Source organism: Actinospineispora spinosispora DSM 44797, assembly GCF_000429025.1.
Classification (GTDB): Bacteria; Actinomycetota; Actinomycetes; order Mycobacteriales; family Pseudonocardiaceae; genus Pseudonocardia; species Pseudonocardia spinosispora.
Genome location: NZ_KE386834.1, coordinates 515731 through 529763, shown reverse-complemented (window position 1 = coordinate 529763; position 14033 = coordinate 515731). Strand labels below are relative to the sequence as shown.

The window sequence follows — 14033 nt, the reverse complement described above, 5'->3', positions numbered from 1 at the left end:
CGTCGCATGGTCTCCACCACCGAACATTCCCGCCCGGGTACCCGGCACCTCACGCTGATCACCCTCGGGTTCCTGCTGTGCGTCTTCGCGGTCGGCACCGCCGAGCTGCTGGTCTCCGGGCTGTTGCCGCCCGTGGCTGCGGAGCTCGGGGTCTCGGTCGCGAGCGCGGGGCAGACCGTCACCGCGTACGCGATGGGAGTGGTGATCGGCGGCCCGCTGATCACCATGGCCACCGCTCGGCTTCCCCGCAAGGGACTCGTCCTCGCATTGGTCGTGTCGTTCGCGCTCGGCTGCGCGCTGTGCGCCGCCGCCACGTCCTACGGTGCGCTGCTCGCGGCGCGGGTCTTCTCGTCGCTGGCGCACTCCACGCTGTTCGCTCTGTCGCTCATCACGGTCACCGGCATCGTGGCGCCGGAGAGGGTGGGTCGCGCCATCGCCACGGTCGTGTCCGGCCTGACGTTCGCCACCCTGCTCGGCGTACCGCTCGGCTCGCTGCTCGGTCAGCGGTTCGGCTGGCGCGTACCGTTCCTGGCCGTCGCGATGACCGCGCTGGCCGGCGGGGTTCTCCTCGCCCTCTTTCTGCCGCGAACCCCGGCGCAGGTCACGGGAGTCCGCGCCGAGCTGACGGCTCTCGCACAGCGGCCGGTGTACCTGGCCATCCTCACCACCGCGATCGGCTTCGCCGGAGTGTTCGCGGTGCTCACCTACATCGTCCCGCTGCTGACCGAGGTCAGCGGGTTCAGCACCGGGATCGCCTCGGTGCTGCTGCTGGCCTACGGCCTGGGCAGCCTGGTGGGCAACCTGGTCTCGGGTCGTCTCACCGACCGTTCGTCGACCGGCACGCTGCGCGGCGTGTTCCTGGGGCTGGCCGCCGCACTCGCCGTACTGCCGTTCGCCGCGCAGGCCAAGCCGAGCGCGGTCGTCGCGGTGCTGGTCTTCGGTCTGCTGGCCACCGCGACGATCACCCCGCTGCAGATCCTGATCCTGCGGCACGCCGAGGCCGCGCCCACGTTGGCCGTCGCGGTCAACGTGAGCGCGTTCAACCTGGCCAACGCGTTGGGCGCGGCGATCGGCGGCGGGCTCGTCGCCGCCGATCTCCTGCGCTGGAACGGCATCGCCGGTGCCCTGCTCGCACTGGCCGGCCTCGGCCTGTCCTATCTCGCGGTGCCCGCCGCCGGGCTCAGGCGAGGCTGATGTCCACCGGCGGGCGCAACGCGGCGGCGGCGGCGAGTGCCTCGTGCACCGGGTTGGTCAGGAACGCCTTGATCAGCGCCTCGTCCGCGGCGGCCCCGCTGTCCGCGACCGGGTAGGCGATCTGCTCCAGCACCGCCTGGAACCGGGGTCCCCAGCGGCGGGTGCCCAGGCGCGCGGTGGTGGAGCAGTTGTCGACCATGTAGGCGACGTCGCGCGCGTGCATGTACGGCAGCAGCGAGTCGACCGCCTCGATGACCGACTCGTTGACGATCTCCGACCACGGGTGGCCGCGCTCGGCGAACAGGTCGACCTGCGCGGTCATCACCGCGACGAACACACCGGCGGTGAACGGGTCGATCGGCAGGTTCCGCTGCGCGCGCTGGGCACGCACGTCGTCGGCGTACGACCACATCGGCGACCCGCTGATCTGCGTCATCGGGGTGTGCGCGAGCCGCTGACCGGCGAGGACGACACTGCGCAGCTCGGTTCCGCTGGCGACCTCGTCATAGATCTCCACCAGGACCTCGCGCGCCGGCCGGTAGCTCGCGGTGTAGGCGCGGTCGAACACCTCCCGCTGCTCGGGCGCGAGCACGTCGCGGACGTGGGCGAGCCCGCCGTCGGAGATCGCGCGGGCGATCGGGCCGGTGATGTTCTCGCTGGACCGTTCGTAGGCCTCGACCGTATCGACACCGCCGAGCCGGAAACGCTGGTACAGGCTCTCCACGATCCCGTGCACCGCGCCCAACAGAATGCCTCGTTCCCCGACGATGTCGGACAGGTACTCGCTGCTCAGCGTGGTCTGGAAGGTGTAGGGCGAGCCGAGCCCGATCGACCAGGCCAACGCGCGGTCGGTGGCGCGGCCGTCGTGGTCGACCTCGACGGCGAAGCTCGAGTTGATCCCGGAGCCGTTGATCTCGGCGCCCTGGACGTACAGGCGGCGCAGCGAGTCACCCATGCCCTTCGGGCACACCGCGATGACGCTCACCTCCGAGGGCCAGTCGTCACCCACCTCGCGCAGGTGGCCCAGGAGGAACCCGTGCGACAGCCCGATCGTCGTGCCGGGGCGCAGCGCGGCGAACACGTCCCGGTAGTGCGTGGCCAGCGCCGAGTCGGCGATCAGCAGGAGCACCAGGTCGCTGGACCCGGCGACCGCCAGCCAGTCACCGAGCGTGCCGTCCTCCTCGGAGAAACCCTCGGCCCGCGCGGCGGCCACCGAGGAGGAACCCGGACGCAGCCCGACCGCGACGGTGACGTCCGTACCGGCAAGCGAGTCCCGCAGGTTCAGTGCCTGCGCCCTGCCCTGCGGACCCCAGCCCAGCACTCCGATCCGGCGCACCCCCTCGAAGGCCCGGGGCAGCGAGGCGAACAGGTGACGCGCACCGCGCACGATCGTCTCCGAGCCTCCGGGGACGTCCATGGTCTCGACCGGGAACACCGCTGAGCTGAATGTGGTCATGGGAAGTTTGTAAGCTCGGCACTAGCCTTGCGGCAAGCGCAAGAGCTGCAACGACCAGTTGCACATGCCGAAACATCGAGGTCAGCCGTGGAGGACTTCCGTGATCTCCAGCTGTTCCTGCACGTCGCCGAGACCCTCAACTTCGGCAGGAGCAGCCTGGAGTGCCACGTCAGCCCGGCGACGCTGACCAGGGCGATCCAGCGCCTCGAACACGACGTCGGGCATCGGCTGATGGACCGGGGGCCGAGGGGGGTCGCGCTCACCGCACAGGGACGCCGGTTCCAGGAGTACGCACGCGAGACCCTGGCGCTGTGGCGGCGCTACCGCGACGACGAGGACCCGCCCGCCGGTCTGCGCGGCCGGCTGAGCATCTTCGCCACGGTCACCGCGTGTCACGCGATCCTGCCCGACCTGCTCCGGCCGTTCCGGGCGGCGCATCCCCAGGTGCTGTTGGACATCCAGACCGGGGACGCCGCCGCGGCGCTGGCCCGGCTCGACGAGGGTGCGGTGGACGTCGCGGTCGCCGCGCTCCCCGCCCGCATGCCCGAGCCGATGACCAGCCGGATCGTCGCGCGGACCCCGCTGGTCTTCATCGCCGCCGAGGGAACGGATCTCTCCTCGTGGCGCGACGGGCCGTTCGTACTACCGCGCAGCGGCCTGGCCAGGGACGCGGCGGACCGTTGGTTCCGGGGTCAGCGCCTGACCCCCTCTTTGGCCGCCGAACCGGACGGTCACGAGGCGCTGCTGACCCTGGTCGCGCTGGGCTGCGGCATCGGGATCGTCCCCCAGCTGGTCCTGGACGCCCGAGCCGCGACCCTGGGCCTGATGCCGGTCCCGGTGACTCCACCCCTCGACCCGTTCACCATCGGCCTCTGCGTCCGCCGCCAAGACCTACGCCGCCCCCTACTAGCAGCCCTCTGGACCCCCTCGTGAGTGATGAGGGCGTCTACCCCGAAGGGGCGCGCAGCGTAGCCGCTCTACGCACTCACGACAGCTTTTCCGTCGTGAGTGCGTAGAGCGGCTATAGGCGCCCTCAGCACTCACGAGGGACCCCGAGGCAGCGCACTCCGACCTACGTGCAGCCCTGACGTGCTGATCCCCGTGTGCCCCGGCTTTCGTGAGTGGCAAGTGGTCCTATAGCAACCCTGGGCACTCACGACGGAAAAGCTGTCGTGAGTGCCCAGGGTTGCTACGCCTTCGGCGCCCCTTCGGGGTAGAACCACTTGCCACTCACGGAGGGGGGTTAGCCGTTCAGGCCTCCGCCGCAGATCAGGACCTGGCCGCTCACGTAGTCGCTCTCCGGGAGGCAGAACAGGTAGACCGAGCCGGCCGCCTCCACCGGTGTGCCGGCGCGACGCAGCGGGATGGTCTGCTCGAACTGGGCCAGCAGCTCCGGGTTCACGCCCACCGCGATCTGCCGGCCGTCCACGTCGATCTTGGCGTCGCCACCGGCGGGGGTCTCGGTGAGGCGGGTGCGGATCAGCCCGAACGCCACGCAGTTGACCGTGACGTCGTAGCGGCCCCACTCCTTCGCCATCGTCCTGGTCAGGCCGGTGACGCCGGCCTTCGCGGAGCTGTAGTTGATCTGCCCGGCATTGCCGGCGGTACCGGCGATCGAGGAGATGTTGACGACCTTGCGGGTGATCCGGTCACCACCGGCGGCGCGCTCGGTCTTGACCGAGGCGCTGATCACCGGCTGCGCGGCACGCAGGACCCGGAACGGCGCCTTGAGGTGCACGTCCAGGATGTCGTCCCACTGCTGGTCGGTCATCTTCTGGACGACGTTGTCCCAGGTGTAGCCGGCGTTGTTGACGATGATGTGCAGGCCGCCGAACTCGTTGACGGCGGTGCCGACGAAGCGGTCGGCGAACTCGGGGTCGGTCACGCTGCCCGCGCACACGGTGGCCTTGCCGCCGTTCGCGGTGATGTCGGCGGCGGTCTGCTCGGCGACGTCCTTGTCGAGGTCGTTGACGACGACCGACGCGCCTGCCGAGCCGAGCTTGAGCGCGATCTCCCGGCCGATGCCCCGGCCGGAGCCGGAGACCAGTGCGACGCGGTCGGCGAGGGGAAGTGCGGACATGGGTCTCCTCAGGTCGTGGATTCGTCGAGTGCGATGGTCGCGGTGCCGGTGAGTGTGACGGTGCCGTCGGCGAGTGTGATGGTCAGCTCCAGATCGGCGCGCCGCTCACCATCGATCTTGTCGATCGCCACAACGCGGCCCGTGCAGGTCGGCTGCGCATGTACCGGGGTGATCGCGGCGAAGCGCACCGCGAACGTCCGGATGCGGTCCTGCGGCACCCAGTTGGTCAGCAGCCGCCCCAGGTAGGCCATGGACAGCATGCCGTGCGCGAACACGTCGTCCAGCCCGACGGAACGGGCCACGTCGATGTCCAGGTGGATCGGGTTGAGGTCGCCGGAGGCGGGCCCGAACAGCGCGAGCGTGGTGCGGGTGATCGGCGGGAGCTCCAGCGGCGGCAGCTCGGATCCGACCTCGACGTCGGTGAGTGCGGTACTCATCGTCCAGCCCCCGGATCCCGTACGACGATGGTTTCCCGCAGGTCCGCGACCGGATCGCCGCCCGCGTCCCGCACGGCGGTCTCCCGGACCAGGAACTGCAGTGCGCCGCCGCGCTTGCTGAACACATCGGTGATCTTCGGCGCCAGCGTCAGGGTGTCCCCCGCGTGGGCGACCGAGTGGTAGGTGAAGCTCTGCTCGCCGTGCAGGACGTGCCGCAGGTCGACACCCAGGTCGGTCAGCCAGGCGAAGTCCGCCGCGCCCCGGCCGAACCCGAGACCGAACAGGAACGTCGGCGGCACCGGCAGATCGTCGTGCCCCGCCGCCTTCGCGGCGTCCAGGTCGGAGTACACCGGGTCGGTCTCGCCGATCGCACCGGCGAAGGACCGCAGCCGGCCGCGCTCGACGTCGACCGTCAGCTCGGGCATCTCGGTGCCGATCACCGACGGGTCGATGCCGGCCATCAGGCGACCTTCTCGTACAGCGTGACGACGCACGCGCCGCCGAGGCCGAGGTTGTGCTGCAGCGCGTGCCGCACGCCGTCGACCTGGCGCGGACCGGCGGTGCCGCGCAGCTGCCAGACCAGCTCGGTGCACTGGGCGAGACCGGTGGCGCCCAGCGGATGCCCCTTCGACAGCAGCCCGCCGGACGGGTTCGTGACGACCCTGCCGCCGTAGGTGTTGTCGCCCTCGGCGACGAACTTCTCGCCCGAACCCTCCGGGGTCAGCCCCAGCGCCTCGTAGCTGAGCAGCTCGTTGGTGGCGAAGCAGTCGTGCAGCTCGACGACCTTGATGTCCTCCGGGCCGACGCCCGCCTGCTCGTACACCTGGCGGGCGGCCTCGACGGTCATGTCGTAGCCGACGATGCGGCGCAGCTCGCGCGCCTCGAACGTGCTCGGGAAGTCGGTGGTCATCGCCTGGCCGCGGATCGCGACCGAGGTGTCGAGGCCGTGGCGGCGGGCGAAGTCCTCGCTGCACAGCACGGCGGCGGCCGCGCCACAGGTGGGCGGGCAGCACATGAGCCTGGTCAGCGGGCCGAAGATGCGCGGCGAGCTGAGCACCTGCTCCTCGGTGACCTGGTCGCGGAACACCGCGTACGGGTTGTTCGCGGCGTGCTTGCGCGCCTTCACCGAGATCTTGGCGAACGTCTCCACGCTCGTGCCGTACTGGTCCATGTGCTCCTGGCCGGCGCCGCCGAAGTAGCGCGGGGCCAGCGGGGCGTTCTCCTCGGCGGTGTACAGGCCCTCCGCCGCCTCGTCGAACCGGGCGAACGGCGAGGTGCGGTCGCTGTAGCCCATCTGGAGCGCACCGTTGGCCATCTGCTCGAACCCGAGCGCGAGCGCGCACTCGACCGCGCCGCTCTCCACGGCCTGCCGCGCCAGGTACAGCGCCGACGAACCGGTGGAGCAGTTGTTGTTGACGTTCACGATCGGGATGCCGCTCAGGCCGAGCCCGTAGATCGCGGCCTGGCCCGAGGTCGAGTCGCCGTAGACCCAGCCGGCGTAGGCCTGCTGAACCTGGTCGTACCCGATACCCGCATCCTGCAGCGCTTCACGCCCGGCCTGTTCGCCCATCACTTCGTAGCCCTGCGTCTCGCGTGGCTTCGTGAAGGGAACCATGCCGACTCCGACAACGTGCACGGTCCGACTCATGAGAGGTTCCTTTGCGTCGATACACCCCGACGCTGACGAGCCCACAGCACCGTCAGCTCTTGGTATCGGACCTAATCACGATTCACTTATTCACGCAAGGCCGAGAACGGAGCGACCGAGCGCACCGATGTCCGACGTGATCGTCGCGCGCGTGCGGAGGAGCCGGCTGCGGGACAGGGAGTTCACCAGGCCGAGCGCGGCGTGCACCAGGACCCGCGCTTCGGCCTCGGACAGCTCGGGACGGGAACCGCGGAGCAGCGCGACCCACTCGGCGACGTAGTCCTGTTGCACACGGTAGAAGTGGACGCGGTGCTGCTCCGGAAGACTGTTCACCTCCCTGCCGAGCACGGAGATGATCTCCGGGTTGCCCGCCATGATCGCCACGTAGCTGTCCACCAGCCGCCCCAACGCATCGGCAGGACCGTCCGCCGAGGCCAGCACCTGGTGCAACCCGAACCACAACGCCTCGTTGCCCCGGTTGAGCGTGCTCAGCAGCACATCGCTCTTGCTGGTGAAGTGGTGGTAGATGCTGGGGCCCGCGATGCCGATCTCGGCGCCGATGTCGTCGAGGCTCACCGCCGCGTAGCCGCGCTCCGCCATCAACCTGCCGGCGGCCGCCAGCAAGGCCTCCCTTCGCGATGCGGGCAACAGTCGCGTCCCGCCGTCGACAGGCGGAGTCGACGTCCCGGCAGGCAGCTCCACGGCCAGCGCCGACATCGCCGCATCGTGCAGCAGCGTGACGAACCGTCGTTCGTCCAGCTCGACGCGATGCCGCGACGGGCTCTCCAGCACGGCGCTCACCGCCCGAACCCGGCGAGGATCCCGCGCCTCCGGCGAGCCACCCACGACGACGTCCACGGCGGTGCTGATCCGACCCGCCAGCGCGCGCCGCCGGTCCCGCAGCCGCTCGTACTCCGGTTCGGCCAGCTGACCGCCCGCGCGGTCCCACAGTGCCGAGTACTCCCGGTGGCGCAGCATCACCTCGGCGATGGCGGTGACCATCTCGTCGAGGTCGGCGGACTCCCCGACCGCCTGTTCCAGCTGCTCGACCGCGTCGGTCAGGACCGCGCCGAGCAGGTCACCCTTGCCCCGGAAGTGACGGTAGAGCGCACTGGCCCCGATCCCCACGGCCGAGGCGATGTCGGCCATGGCCACCTGGGGGTAGCCCTGCTCCCAGAACAGCCGCGCGGCGGCCGCCACGATCTGCGCCTTGCGGTCCCGAGGGCGCTTACGGACCGGGTCCACCTTGGGCTGCGCCACCACCACTCCCTTCACAAGTCGGGTCCAAGCTGCCATTGTGAACCCCGCACCGGCAAATTCAGCGCCCATCTGGCCGTACTAACAGCCGGTTTCTCGATGATGTGAACCGCCGCTACCGCCGAGAGGTCAACGATGTACCTGACGCAGGGGCTGCACCGCACCGTGCAGCAGACCCCCGACCTGCCCGCGACCATCTTCGGTGACCGGACCCGCACCTGGGCGGACTCTGCGCGGCGGGTCGCACGGTTCGCCGGTGCACTGCGCGCGCTCGGCGTCGGCTCCGGGGACCGCGTGGGCATCCTGGCCAACAACTCGGACATCTACCACGAGTACATGCTGGCCGTCCCCTGGGCCGATGCCGTGCTGACCCCGGCGAACACCCGCTGGAGCGCCGCCGAGATCGCCTTCTCGTTGCAGGACTCCGACACCCGGGTCCTGCTGGTGGACGACGCGTTCGTCCCGATGCTGCCCCGGCTGCACGCCGAGGCACCCGTGTTGCGGACCGTGATCTACATCGGCGACGGGTCCGCCCCGGACGGCGCACTGGACCTGGAGGAGCTGATCGCGGGTCACGACCCGATCCCCGACGCGCGCCGAGGCGGTGACTCACTGGCCGGCGTCTACTACACCGGCGGCACCACCGGAAAACCCAAGGGTGTGATGCTCAGCCACCTGAACCTGCTCACCTCGGCACTGGGCGCCACCGCGTCCGGCACGTTCATGGTTCCCGGCGGACGGCTGCTGCACGCGGCGCCGATGTTCCACCTCGCCGACGGCGCCGCCTGGGTGGCGCGCACGTCGGTCGGCGGCACGCACGTGATCGTGCCCGGGTTCACCCCCGCCGGAGTCGCCGACGCGATCGAACGGCACCGAGTCACCGACGTCCTGCTGGTGCCGACCATGGTGCAGATGCTGGTCGACTCCCCCGACACCGCCGACTCCGACCTGTCCAGCCTGTGCAACCTCATCTACGGTGCGTCACCGATCTCCGAGGCGCTGCTGGAACGCGCCGGGAAGCGCATGCCGACGGCCGCGTTCACCCAGGCCTACGGCATGACCGAGCTGTCCCCGGTCGCCACGCTGCTCAGCCCGGGCGACCACGGCGTCGCCGGCCTGCGGCGCAGCGCCGGTCGCGCGGCGCCGCACGCCGAGGTTCGCATCGTCGACGACGAGGACCGGGAGGTCCCGAACGGCACCGTCGGGGAGATCGTCTGCCGGGGATCGCACGTCATGCTCGGCTACTGGAACCGCCCCGAGGAGACCGAGGCGGCGCTGCGCGGCGGATGGATGCACACCGGCGACGGCGGCTACCTGGACGACGACGGCTACCTCTTCGTGGTCGACCGGATCAAGGACATGATCGTGTCCGGCGGCGAGAACGTGTACTCCGTCGAGGTGGAGAACGCGCTGGGCAAACACCCGTCGGTCGCGTCCTGTGCGGTCATCGGCGTGCCGGACGAGGACTGGGGCGAGCGGGTGCACGCGGTGGTCGTCCTCACCGGCGACACGTCCCCGACGGCCGAGGACCTGCGCGCCCACGTGAAGGAACACATCGCCGGCTACAAGGCCCCGAGAACGGTCGAGTTCGTCGACTCCCTCCCCCTCTCCGGGGCAGGCAAGATCCTGAAGCGCGACCTCCGCGCCCGCTACTGGGGAGAAGGCGCCCGCAACGTGCACTAAAGCCGTGAGTGGCGAGTGGTCCTATGGGGACACTCGCCACTCACGGCTAGCCTGCGTAGAAGTTGGTGATGTGGCGTTCCACCAGGGCTGTTGCGCCGGTCGAGTCGTGGGCGGCTATCGCCTCGACTATCGCCGCGTGCTGGTCGGCCAGTGAGTCGGCCGTGCCTCGCCAGTCCTGTAGATCCTCGAAGACCGCGAGCATCTCGCGGCGCACCGCGTCGCGCAGGGCCCGCATGAGCGTGCCCAGCAGTGCGTTGCCGCTCATCTCCGCCACCGACACGTGGAAGCCGGTGTCCAGCTCGTTGAACTCCTCGTAGCTGATGTCGCGCTGGCGCATCGCCAGCACCACGGCCCGCAGCTTCGTCACGTCCGACGCCGTGGCGTGGACGGCGGCCTCGGCCACCGCCCACCGCTCCAGCTGGATGCGGACCTCCATCACCTCGCGCTGGGTGAACCGGGACAGCGCGAGGTGCAGCCGCAGCAGGTTCGCCAGCGCCTCGCTGCCCTCGCCCCGGACCACGGAACCCGAGGTCGGGCCGGAGCCGACACCCGCGCTCACCACGCCGAGGGCCTCCAGCACCCGCATCGCCTCGCGCACCCCGGCGCGGCTCACTCCGAGGTAGTCGGCCAACTCACGCTCCCCCGGCAGCCGGTCCCCCGCGGCCAGCCGCCCGTCGAGGATCTGCTGCTCGATCTGCGCGAGCACGTGCTCATGGGTGCGCAACCGACGGACGGGTTGCCACCCGTTCTCGGCGGTTTCGGACATCGTCGGGCTCCCTGTGTGGCCGTCTTGTGGTCTGACCATCTTCGACGCTACCCGCCGCCGGTTGCGTCCAGGTCACCCAGGCGGGGCGGTTCACGGCACCATCCAGCCGAGAACCGGCGTGGACTGCAGGTAGACCAGCAGACACATGAGCGGCAGGAAGATCAGTGTGGCGACCAGCACCTTGCGCAGCAGGTCACCTTCGCGGCCGGCGAGACCGACGGCGCTGGCCCCGATCGCCAGGTTCTGCGGGCTCAGCATCTTGCCCAGCACGCCGCCGGTGGTGTTGCCGGCCGCCGCGAGCAGCGGCGACATCCCCGCGTGCTGCGCGGCGCTGACCTGCAGCAGCCCGAACAGCGAGTTGGACGAGGTGTCGGACCCGGTGACCGCCGTACCGAACCAGCCGAGCACCGGTGACAACAGGGCGAACGCGGCGCCCGCTCCGGCCAGGAACTGCCCGAGCGTCGCGGTCTGGCCGGACAGGTTCAGCACGTAGGCCAGCCCGAGCACGGACACGACGGTCACGATCGCGCCGGCCAGCTGGCGCAGCGTCCGGCCGTAGGTGCGGACGGCCTCGGGGACGGTCAGACCGAGGATGGCGATGGTCAGCAGCCCGGCGATGAACAGGATCGTGCCGCTGTTGGCGAGCCAGTCGAACTTGAACGTCGCCAGGCTCAGCGGCTTGCCCTCGGCGGTCAGCACGTGCACACCGGGCCAGGCGAACGACTTCGTCACCGATCCCAGTGCCGCCGCGACCGGCGGCAGGGCGGCCACCGCGAACAGCAGGATGATCACGCCGTACGGCCCGAACGCCCGCACGACCTCGCTGCGTCGGTCACCGGCGCCGACGTGCGCGGTGCCCGGACCGCCGCCCGGTGCGACGGTCAGCACCTGCTCGTCGTCACCCAGCGACCGCGACCCGCCGGCCGGGCGCCAGCTGCGCAGCAGCAGGAGCACGGCACCCGCGGACACCAGCGACGCGACGATGTCGGCGAGCTGGATCGGACCGAAGTGCGCCATCAGGCACTGCGCGACACCGAACCCGACGCCGCCGACCAGCGCGGCGGGCCATGCCTCACGCAGCCCACGCTTGCCGTCCACCAGACCGAGCAGCACGAACGGCACGATCACCGCGAGCAACGGCACCTGCCGCCCGGTCATGACCGCGACGTCGTCCAGCGGGAGCCCGGTGATCCGGGAGAGCGTGATCACCGGCAGCGCGACCGCGCCGTAGGCGACCGGCGCGGTGTTCGCGACCAGCGCGACGGCGGCCGCCTTCAACGGTGGCAGACCCAGTGCGACCAGCATGACCGCACAGATCGCCACCGGCGCACCGAACCCGGCGAGCGCTTCGAGCAGCGCACCGAAGGCGAACGCGATGATGATCGCCTGCACCCGGAAGTCGTCGCTGACCGAGGCGAAACTGCGCCGCAGCACGTCGAAATGCCCGGACGTCACGGTCATCCGGTAGATCCAGATCGCGTTGACCACGATCCACATCGCCGGGAACAGCCCGAACGCGATCCCTTCGGCAGCCGAGGAGAACGCCTGGTCACCGGGCATGCCGTAGACCGCAAGCGCGACCACGAGTGACGCCACCAGACCGATCAGCGACGCCAGCCATGCCCGGACGCGGAACACACCGAGCAACACGAACAACAGCAGCAGTGGCAACGCCGCCACCAGTGCCGACCAACCGAGACTGCCACCTACGGGGGCAATGGGCTGCTGGAACATGGAACACCTCGCCGTTGAGGAGTGGGAGCCGTGAGTGGCGAGTGGTCTTCTGAGACCACTCGCCACTCACGGCTTGTGACCTGCGGTTATGGGGTCAGAACACGGGAGTTTCGGTGTAGGTGCCGAAGACGTCGCGCAGCGCGCCGGTGATCTCGCCCATCGACAGGTGGGCCTTGACCGCCTCGATCGTGGCGGGCATCAGGTTCGCCGAGTCGTCGCGGGACGCCTCGATGAGCGCGGCGAGCGCGGCCTGGGCCCGCTGCTCGTCCCGGTCGGCCCGGACCTGCTTGAGCCGGCGGATCTGACGTTCCTCGGACTCCGGGTCGAGCTGGTGGGTCTCGATCTTGGCGTCCGGCTCGGTGTCCACGTTCTTGTTGACCCCGATCACCGGGCGGTCCCCGCTGGCCTTGCGGCGGGCGAAGTCGTACGCGGTGTCGGAGATCTCGCGCTGGAAGAAGCCCTGCTCGATCGCCGCGACCACGCCGCCGAGCTCGTCGATCTTCTCGAAGTACCGCTCGATGCCGGCCTCGAGCTCGCTGGTCAGGCTCTCCACGTAGTACGAGCCGCCCAGCGGGTCGATCACGTTCGGCACGTTCGTCTCGTCCGCGATGATCTGCTGGGTGCGCAGCGCGACCTTCATGGCCTGCTCGCTGGGGATCGTGTACGCCTCGTCGAGACCGTTGGTGTGCAGCGACTGCGCACCACCGAGCACGGCGGACAGCGCCTGCAGCGCGGTACGCACGATGTTGTTCAGCGGCTGTGGTTTGGTCAGCGTGGCCGCCGCGGTCTGGGCGTGGAAGCGCAGCCGCATCGACTGCGGGTTCTTCGCCCCGTAGCGCTGCTTCATCATCTTCGCGTAGTAACGGCGCACCGCGCGGAACTTGGCGACCTCCTCGAACAGGTCGGCCTGGCTGACGAAGAAGAACGACAGCCGGGGTGCGAACTCGTCGACGTCGACGCCGGTGGCGACCACGTCGTCGACGTAGGCGCGGGTGATCGCCATGGTGAACGCGATCTCCTGCAGAGCGTTCGCCCCGGCTTCGCTGATGTGGTAGCCGGAGATGTTCACCGGGTTGTACCGGGCCATGCGGCCGGCGCAGTAGGTGACGGTGTCGCGCACGATGCGCATGCTGGGCCGGATCGGGAAGATCCATTCCTTCTGCGCGACGTACTCCTTGAGGATGTCGTTCTGGATCGTCCCGGACAGCTTGTTCAGGTCAAGGCCGCGCTCCTCGGCGACCGCCACGTACATGGCGAGGAGGATCCAGGCGGACGGGTTGATCGTCATCGAGACGCTGATCTGTTCCAGGTCGATGCCGTCGAACAGGGCGTCCATGTCCGGCAGCGTGTCGATCGCGACGCCTTCGCGGCCGACCTCGCCGAGGCTCATGTCGTCGTCGCTGTCCAGTCCCATCAGGGTGGGCATGTCGAAGTCGACGGACAGCCCGGTCTGGCCCTGCGCGATGAGGTAGCGGAACCGGCCGTTGGTCTCCTCCGCCTGCCCGAATCCGGCGATCTGGCGCATGGTCCAGGTCCGGCCCCGGTACATCGTCGGGTACGGGCCCCGGGTGTACGGGTAGCGGCCGGGCAACCCGATCTCGTCCCAGTCCGCCGGCAGGTCGGCCGGGGTGTAGACGCGTTGCACGGGGGCGCCGCTGCCGGTCAGGTACTGCTCGCGGCTTTCCGGGGCGCGGCGGGTGAACGCGGCGAGCTCGTCACCCTCCCAGTCGGCGAGCTCTTCGGTCACCGCCTTGACCAGGGCTTCCGTTGTCAACTCG

At 70.1% G+C, this 14033-nt stretch carries 12 protein-coding genes; 3 read left to right on the top strand and 9 right to left on the bottom strand.

Going from position 1 to position 14033, the window contains the following annotated elements; all coding sequences use genetic code 11:
- Positions 1–6: 6 nt before the first annotated feature.
- Positions 7–1194: an MFS transporter gene (locus G406_RS0131975; RefSeq protein WP_084216508.1), complete on the top strand. Its 1188-nt coding sequence runs from the start codon at positions 7–9 to the stop codon at positions 1192–1194.
- On the opposite strand, the gene G406_RS0131970 is transcribed toward G406_RS0131975, so the two are convergent.
- A complete protein-coding gene (locus G406_RS0131970) occupies positions 1181–2650 on the bottom strand; it encodes a ketol-acid reductoisomerase (protein WP_028936959.1) in 1470 nt (489 codons plus the stop codon). The two genes, G406_RS0131975 and G406_RS0131970, sit on opposite strands and share 14 nt — an antisense overlap.
- 87 nt (positions 2651–2737) lie before the next feature.
- On the opposite strand from G406_RS0131970, the gene ilvY reads away from it, so the two are divergent.
- The gene (ilvY, locus tag G406_RS0131965; RefSeq protein WP_028936958.1) at positions 2738–3583 is read left to right on the top strand and encodes an HTH-type transcriptional activator IlvY; all 846 of its coding nucleotides are present in this window, start codon (positions 2738–2740) and stop codon (positions 3581–3583) included.
- 310 nt (positions 3584–3893) lie between these two features.
- On the opposite strand, the gene G406_RS0131960 is transcribed toward ilvY, so the two are convergent.
- From G406_RS0131960 to G406_RS51185, 5 genes are all read right to left on the bottom strand, one after another.
- The gene (locus G406_RS0131960; RefSeq protein ID WP_028936957.1) at positions 3894–4730 is read right to left on the bottom strand and encodes an SDR family NAD(P)-dependent oxidoreductase; all 837 of its coding nucleotides are present in this window, start codon (positions 4728–4730) and stop codon (positions 3894–3896) included.
- An 8-nt stretch (positions 4731–4738) separates the two neighbouring features.
- The gene (locus G406_RS0131955; RefSeq protein ID WP_028936956.1) at positions 4739–5167 is read right to left on the bottom strand and encodes a MaoC/PaaZ C-terminal domain-containing protein; all 429 of its coding nucleotides are present in this window, start codon (positions 5165–5167) and stop codon (positions 4739–4741) included.
- Positions 5164–5628, bottom strand: coding sequence for a MaoC family dehydratase N-terminal domain-containing protein (locus tag G406_RS0131950; RefSeq protein WP_028936955.1), 465 nt, complete (start codon positions 5626–5628; stop codon positions 5164–5166). Before G406_RS0131950 ends, G406_RS0131955 begins: the two co-directional genes overlap by 4 nt.
- Positions 5628–6815 carry a lipid-transfer protein gene (locus G406_RS0131945; protein WP_028936954.1) on the bottom strand — a complete coding sequence of 396 codons (1188 nt, stop codon included), beginning with the start codon at positions 6813–6815 and terminating at the stop codon, positions 5628–5630. The genes G406_RS0131950 and G406_RS0131945 overlap by 1 nt, the downstream gene beginning before the upstream one ends.
- Before the next feature lie 90 nt (positions 6816–6905).
- The gene (locus G406_RS51185) at positions 6906–8075 is read right to left on the bottom strand and encodes a TetR/AcrR family transcriptional regulator (protein ID WP_037079828.1); all 1170 of its coding nucleotides are present in this window, start codon (positions 8073–8075) and stop codon (positions 6906–6908) included.
- 132 nt (positions 8076–8207) lie between these two features.
- On the opposite strand from G406_RS51185, the gene G406_RS0131935 reads away from it, so the two are divergent.
- Complete coding sequence (locus tag G406_RS0131935; protein WP_028936953.1) at positions 8208–9755, top strand: acyl-CoA synthetase; 1548 nt, start codon at positions 8208–8210, stop codon at positions 9753–9755.
- A 46-nt stretch (positions 9756–9801) separates the two neighbouring features.
- Here G406_RS0131935 and G406_RS51180 read toward each other — a convergent pair whose 3' ends face one another.
- The 3 genes from G406_RS51180 to G406_RS0131920 all read right to left on the bottom strand — a co-directional run bounded on the left by G406_RS51180 (position 9802) and on the right by G406_RS0131920 (position 14029).
- Positions 9802–10521: a FadR/GntR family transcriptional regulator gene (locus G406_RS51180; RefSeq protein ID WP_037079465.1), complete on the bottom strand. Its 720-nt coding sequence runs from the start codon at positions 10519–10521 to the stop codon at positions 9802–9804.
- Positions 10522–10611: 90 nt separating this feature from the next.
- Entirely contained in the window at positions 10612–12255 is a 1644-nt protein-coding gene (locus G406_RS0131925) for an L-lactate permease (RefSeq protein WP_028936952.1), read from the bottom strand.
- 94 nt (positions 12256–12349) lie between these two features.
- Positions 12350–14029 (bottom strand): methylmalonyl-CoA mutase family protein, encoded by a 1680-nt coding sequence (locus G406_RS0131920; RefSeq protein ID WP_245607285.1) that lies wholly within the window; start codon positions 14027–14029, stop codon positions 12350–12352.
- Positions 14030–14033 lie beyond the last annotated feature (4 nt).

Coding starts and splice junctions, on each gene's coding strand:
- G406_RS0131975 (WP_084216508.1), top strand. CDS start 7: ATGGTCTCCACCACCGAACATTCCCGCCCGGGTACCCGGCACCTCACG.
- G406_RS0131970 (WP_028936959.1), bottom strand. CDS start 2,650: ATGACCACATTCAGCTCAGCGGTGTTCCCGGTCGAGACCATGGACGTC.
- G406_RS0131960 (WP_028936957.1), bottom strand. CDS start 4,730: ATGTCCGCACTTCCCCTCGCCGACCGCGTCGCACTGGTCTCCGGCTCC.
- G406_RS0131955 (WP_028936956.1), bottom strand. CDS start 5,167: ATGAGTACCGCACTCACCGACGTCGAGGTCGGATCCGAGCTGCCGCCG.
- G406_RS0131950 (WP_028936955.1), bottom strand. CDS start 5,628: ATGGCCGGCATCGACCCGTCGGTGATCGGCACCGAGATGCCCGAGCTG.
- G406_RS0131945 (WP_028936954.1), bottom strand. CDS start 6,815: ATGAGTCGGACCGTGCACGTTGTCGGAGTCGGCATGGTTCCCTTCACG.
- G406_RS0131935 (WP_028936953.1), top strand. CDS start 8,208: ATGTACCTGACGCAGGGGCTGCACCGCACCGTGCAGCAGACCCCCGAC.
- G406_RS51180 (WP_037079465.1), bottom strand. CDS start 10,521: ATGTCCGAAACCGCCGAGAACGGGTGGCAACCCGTCCGTCGGTTGCGC.
- G406_RS0131925 (WP_028936952.1), bottom strand. CDS start 12,255: ATGTTCCAGCAGCCCATTGCCCCCGTAGGTGGCAGTCTCGGTTGGTCG.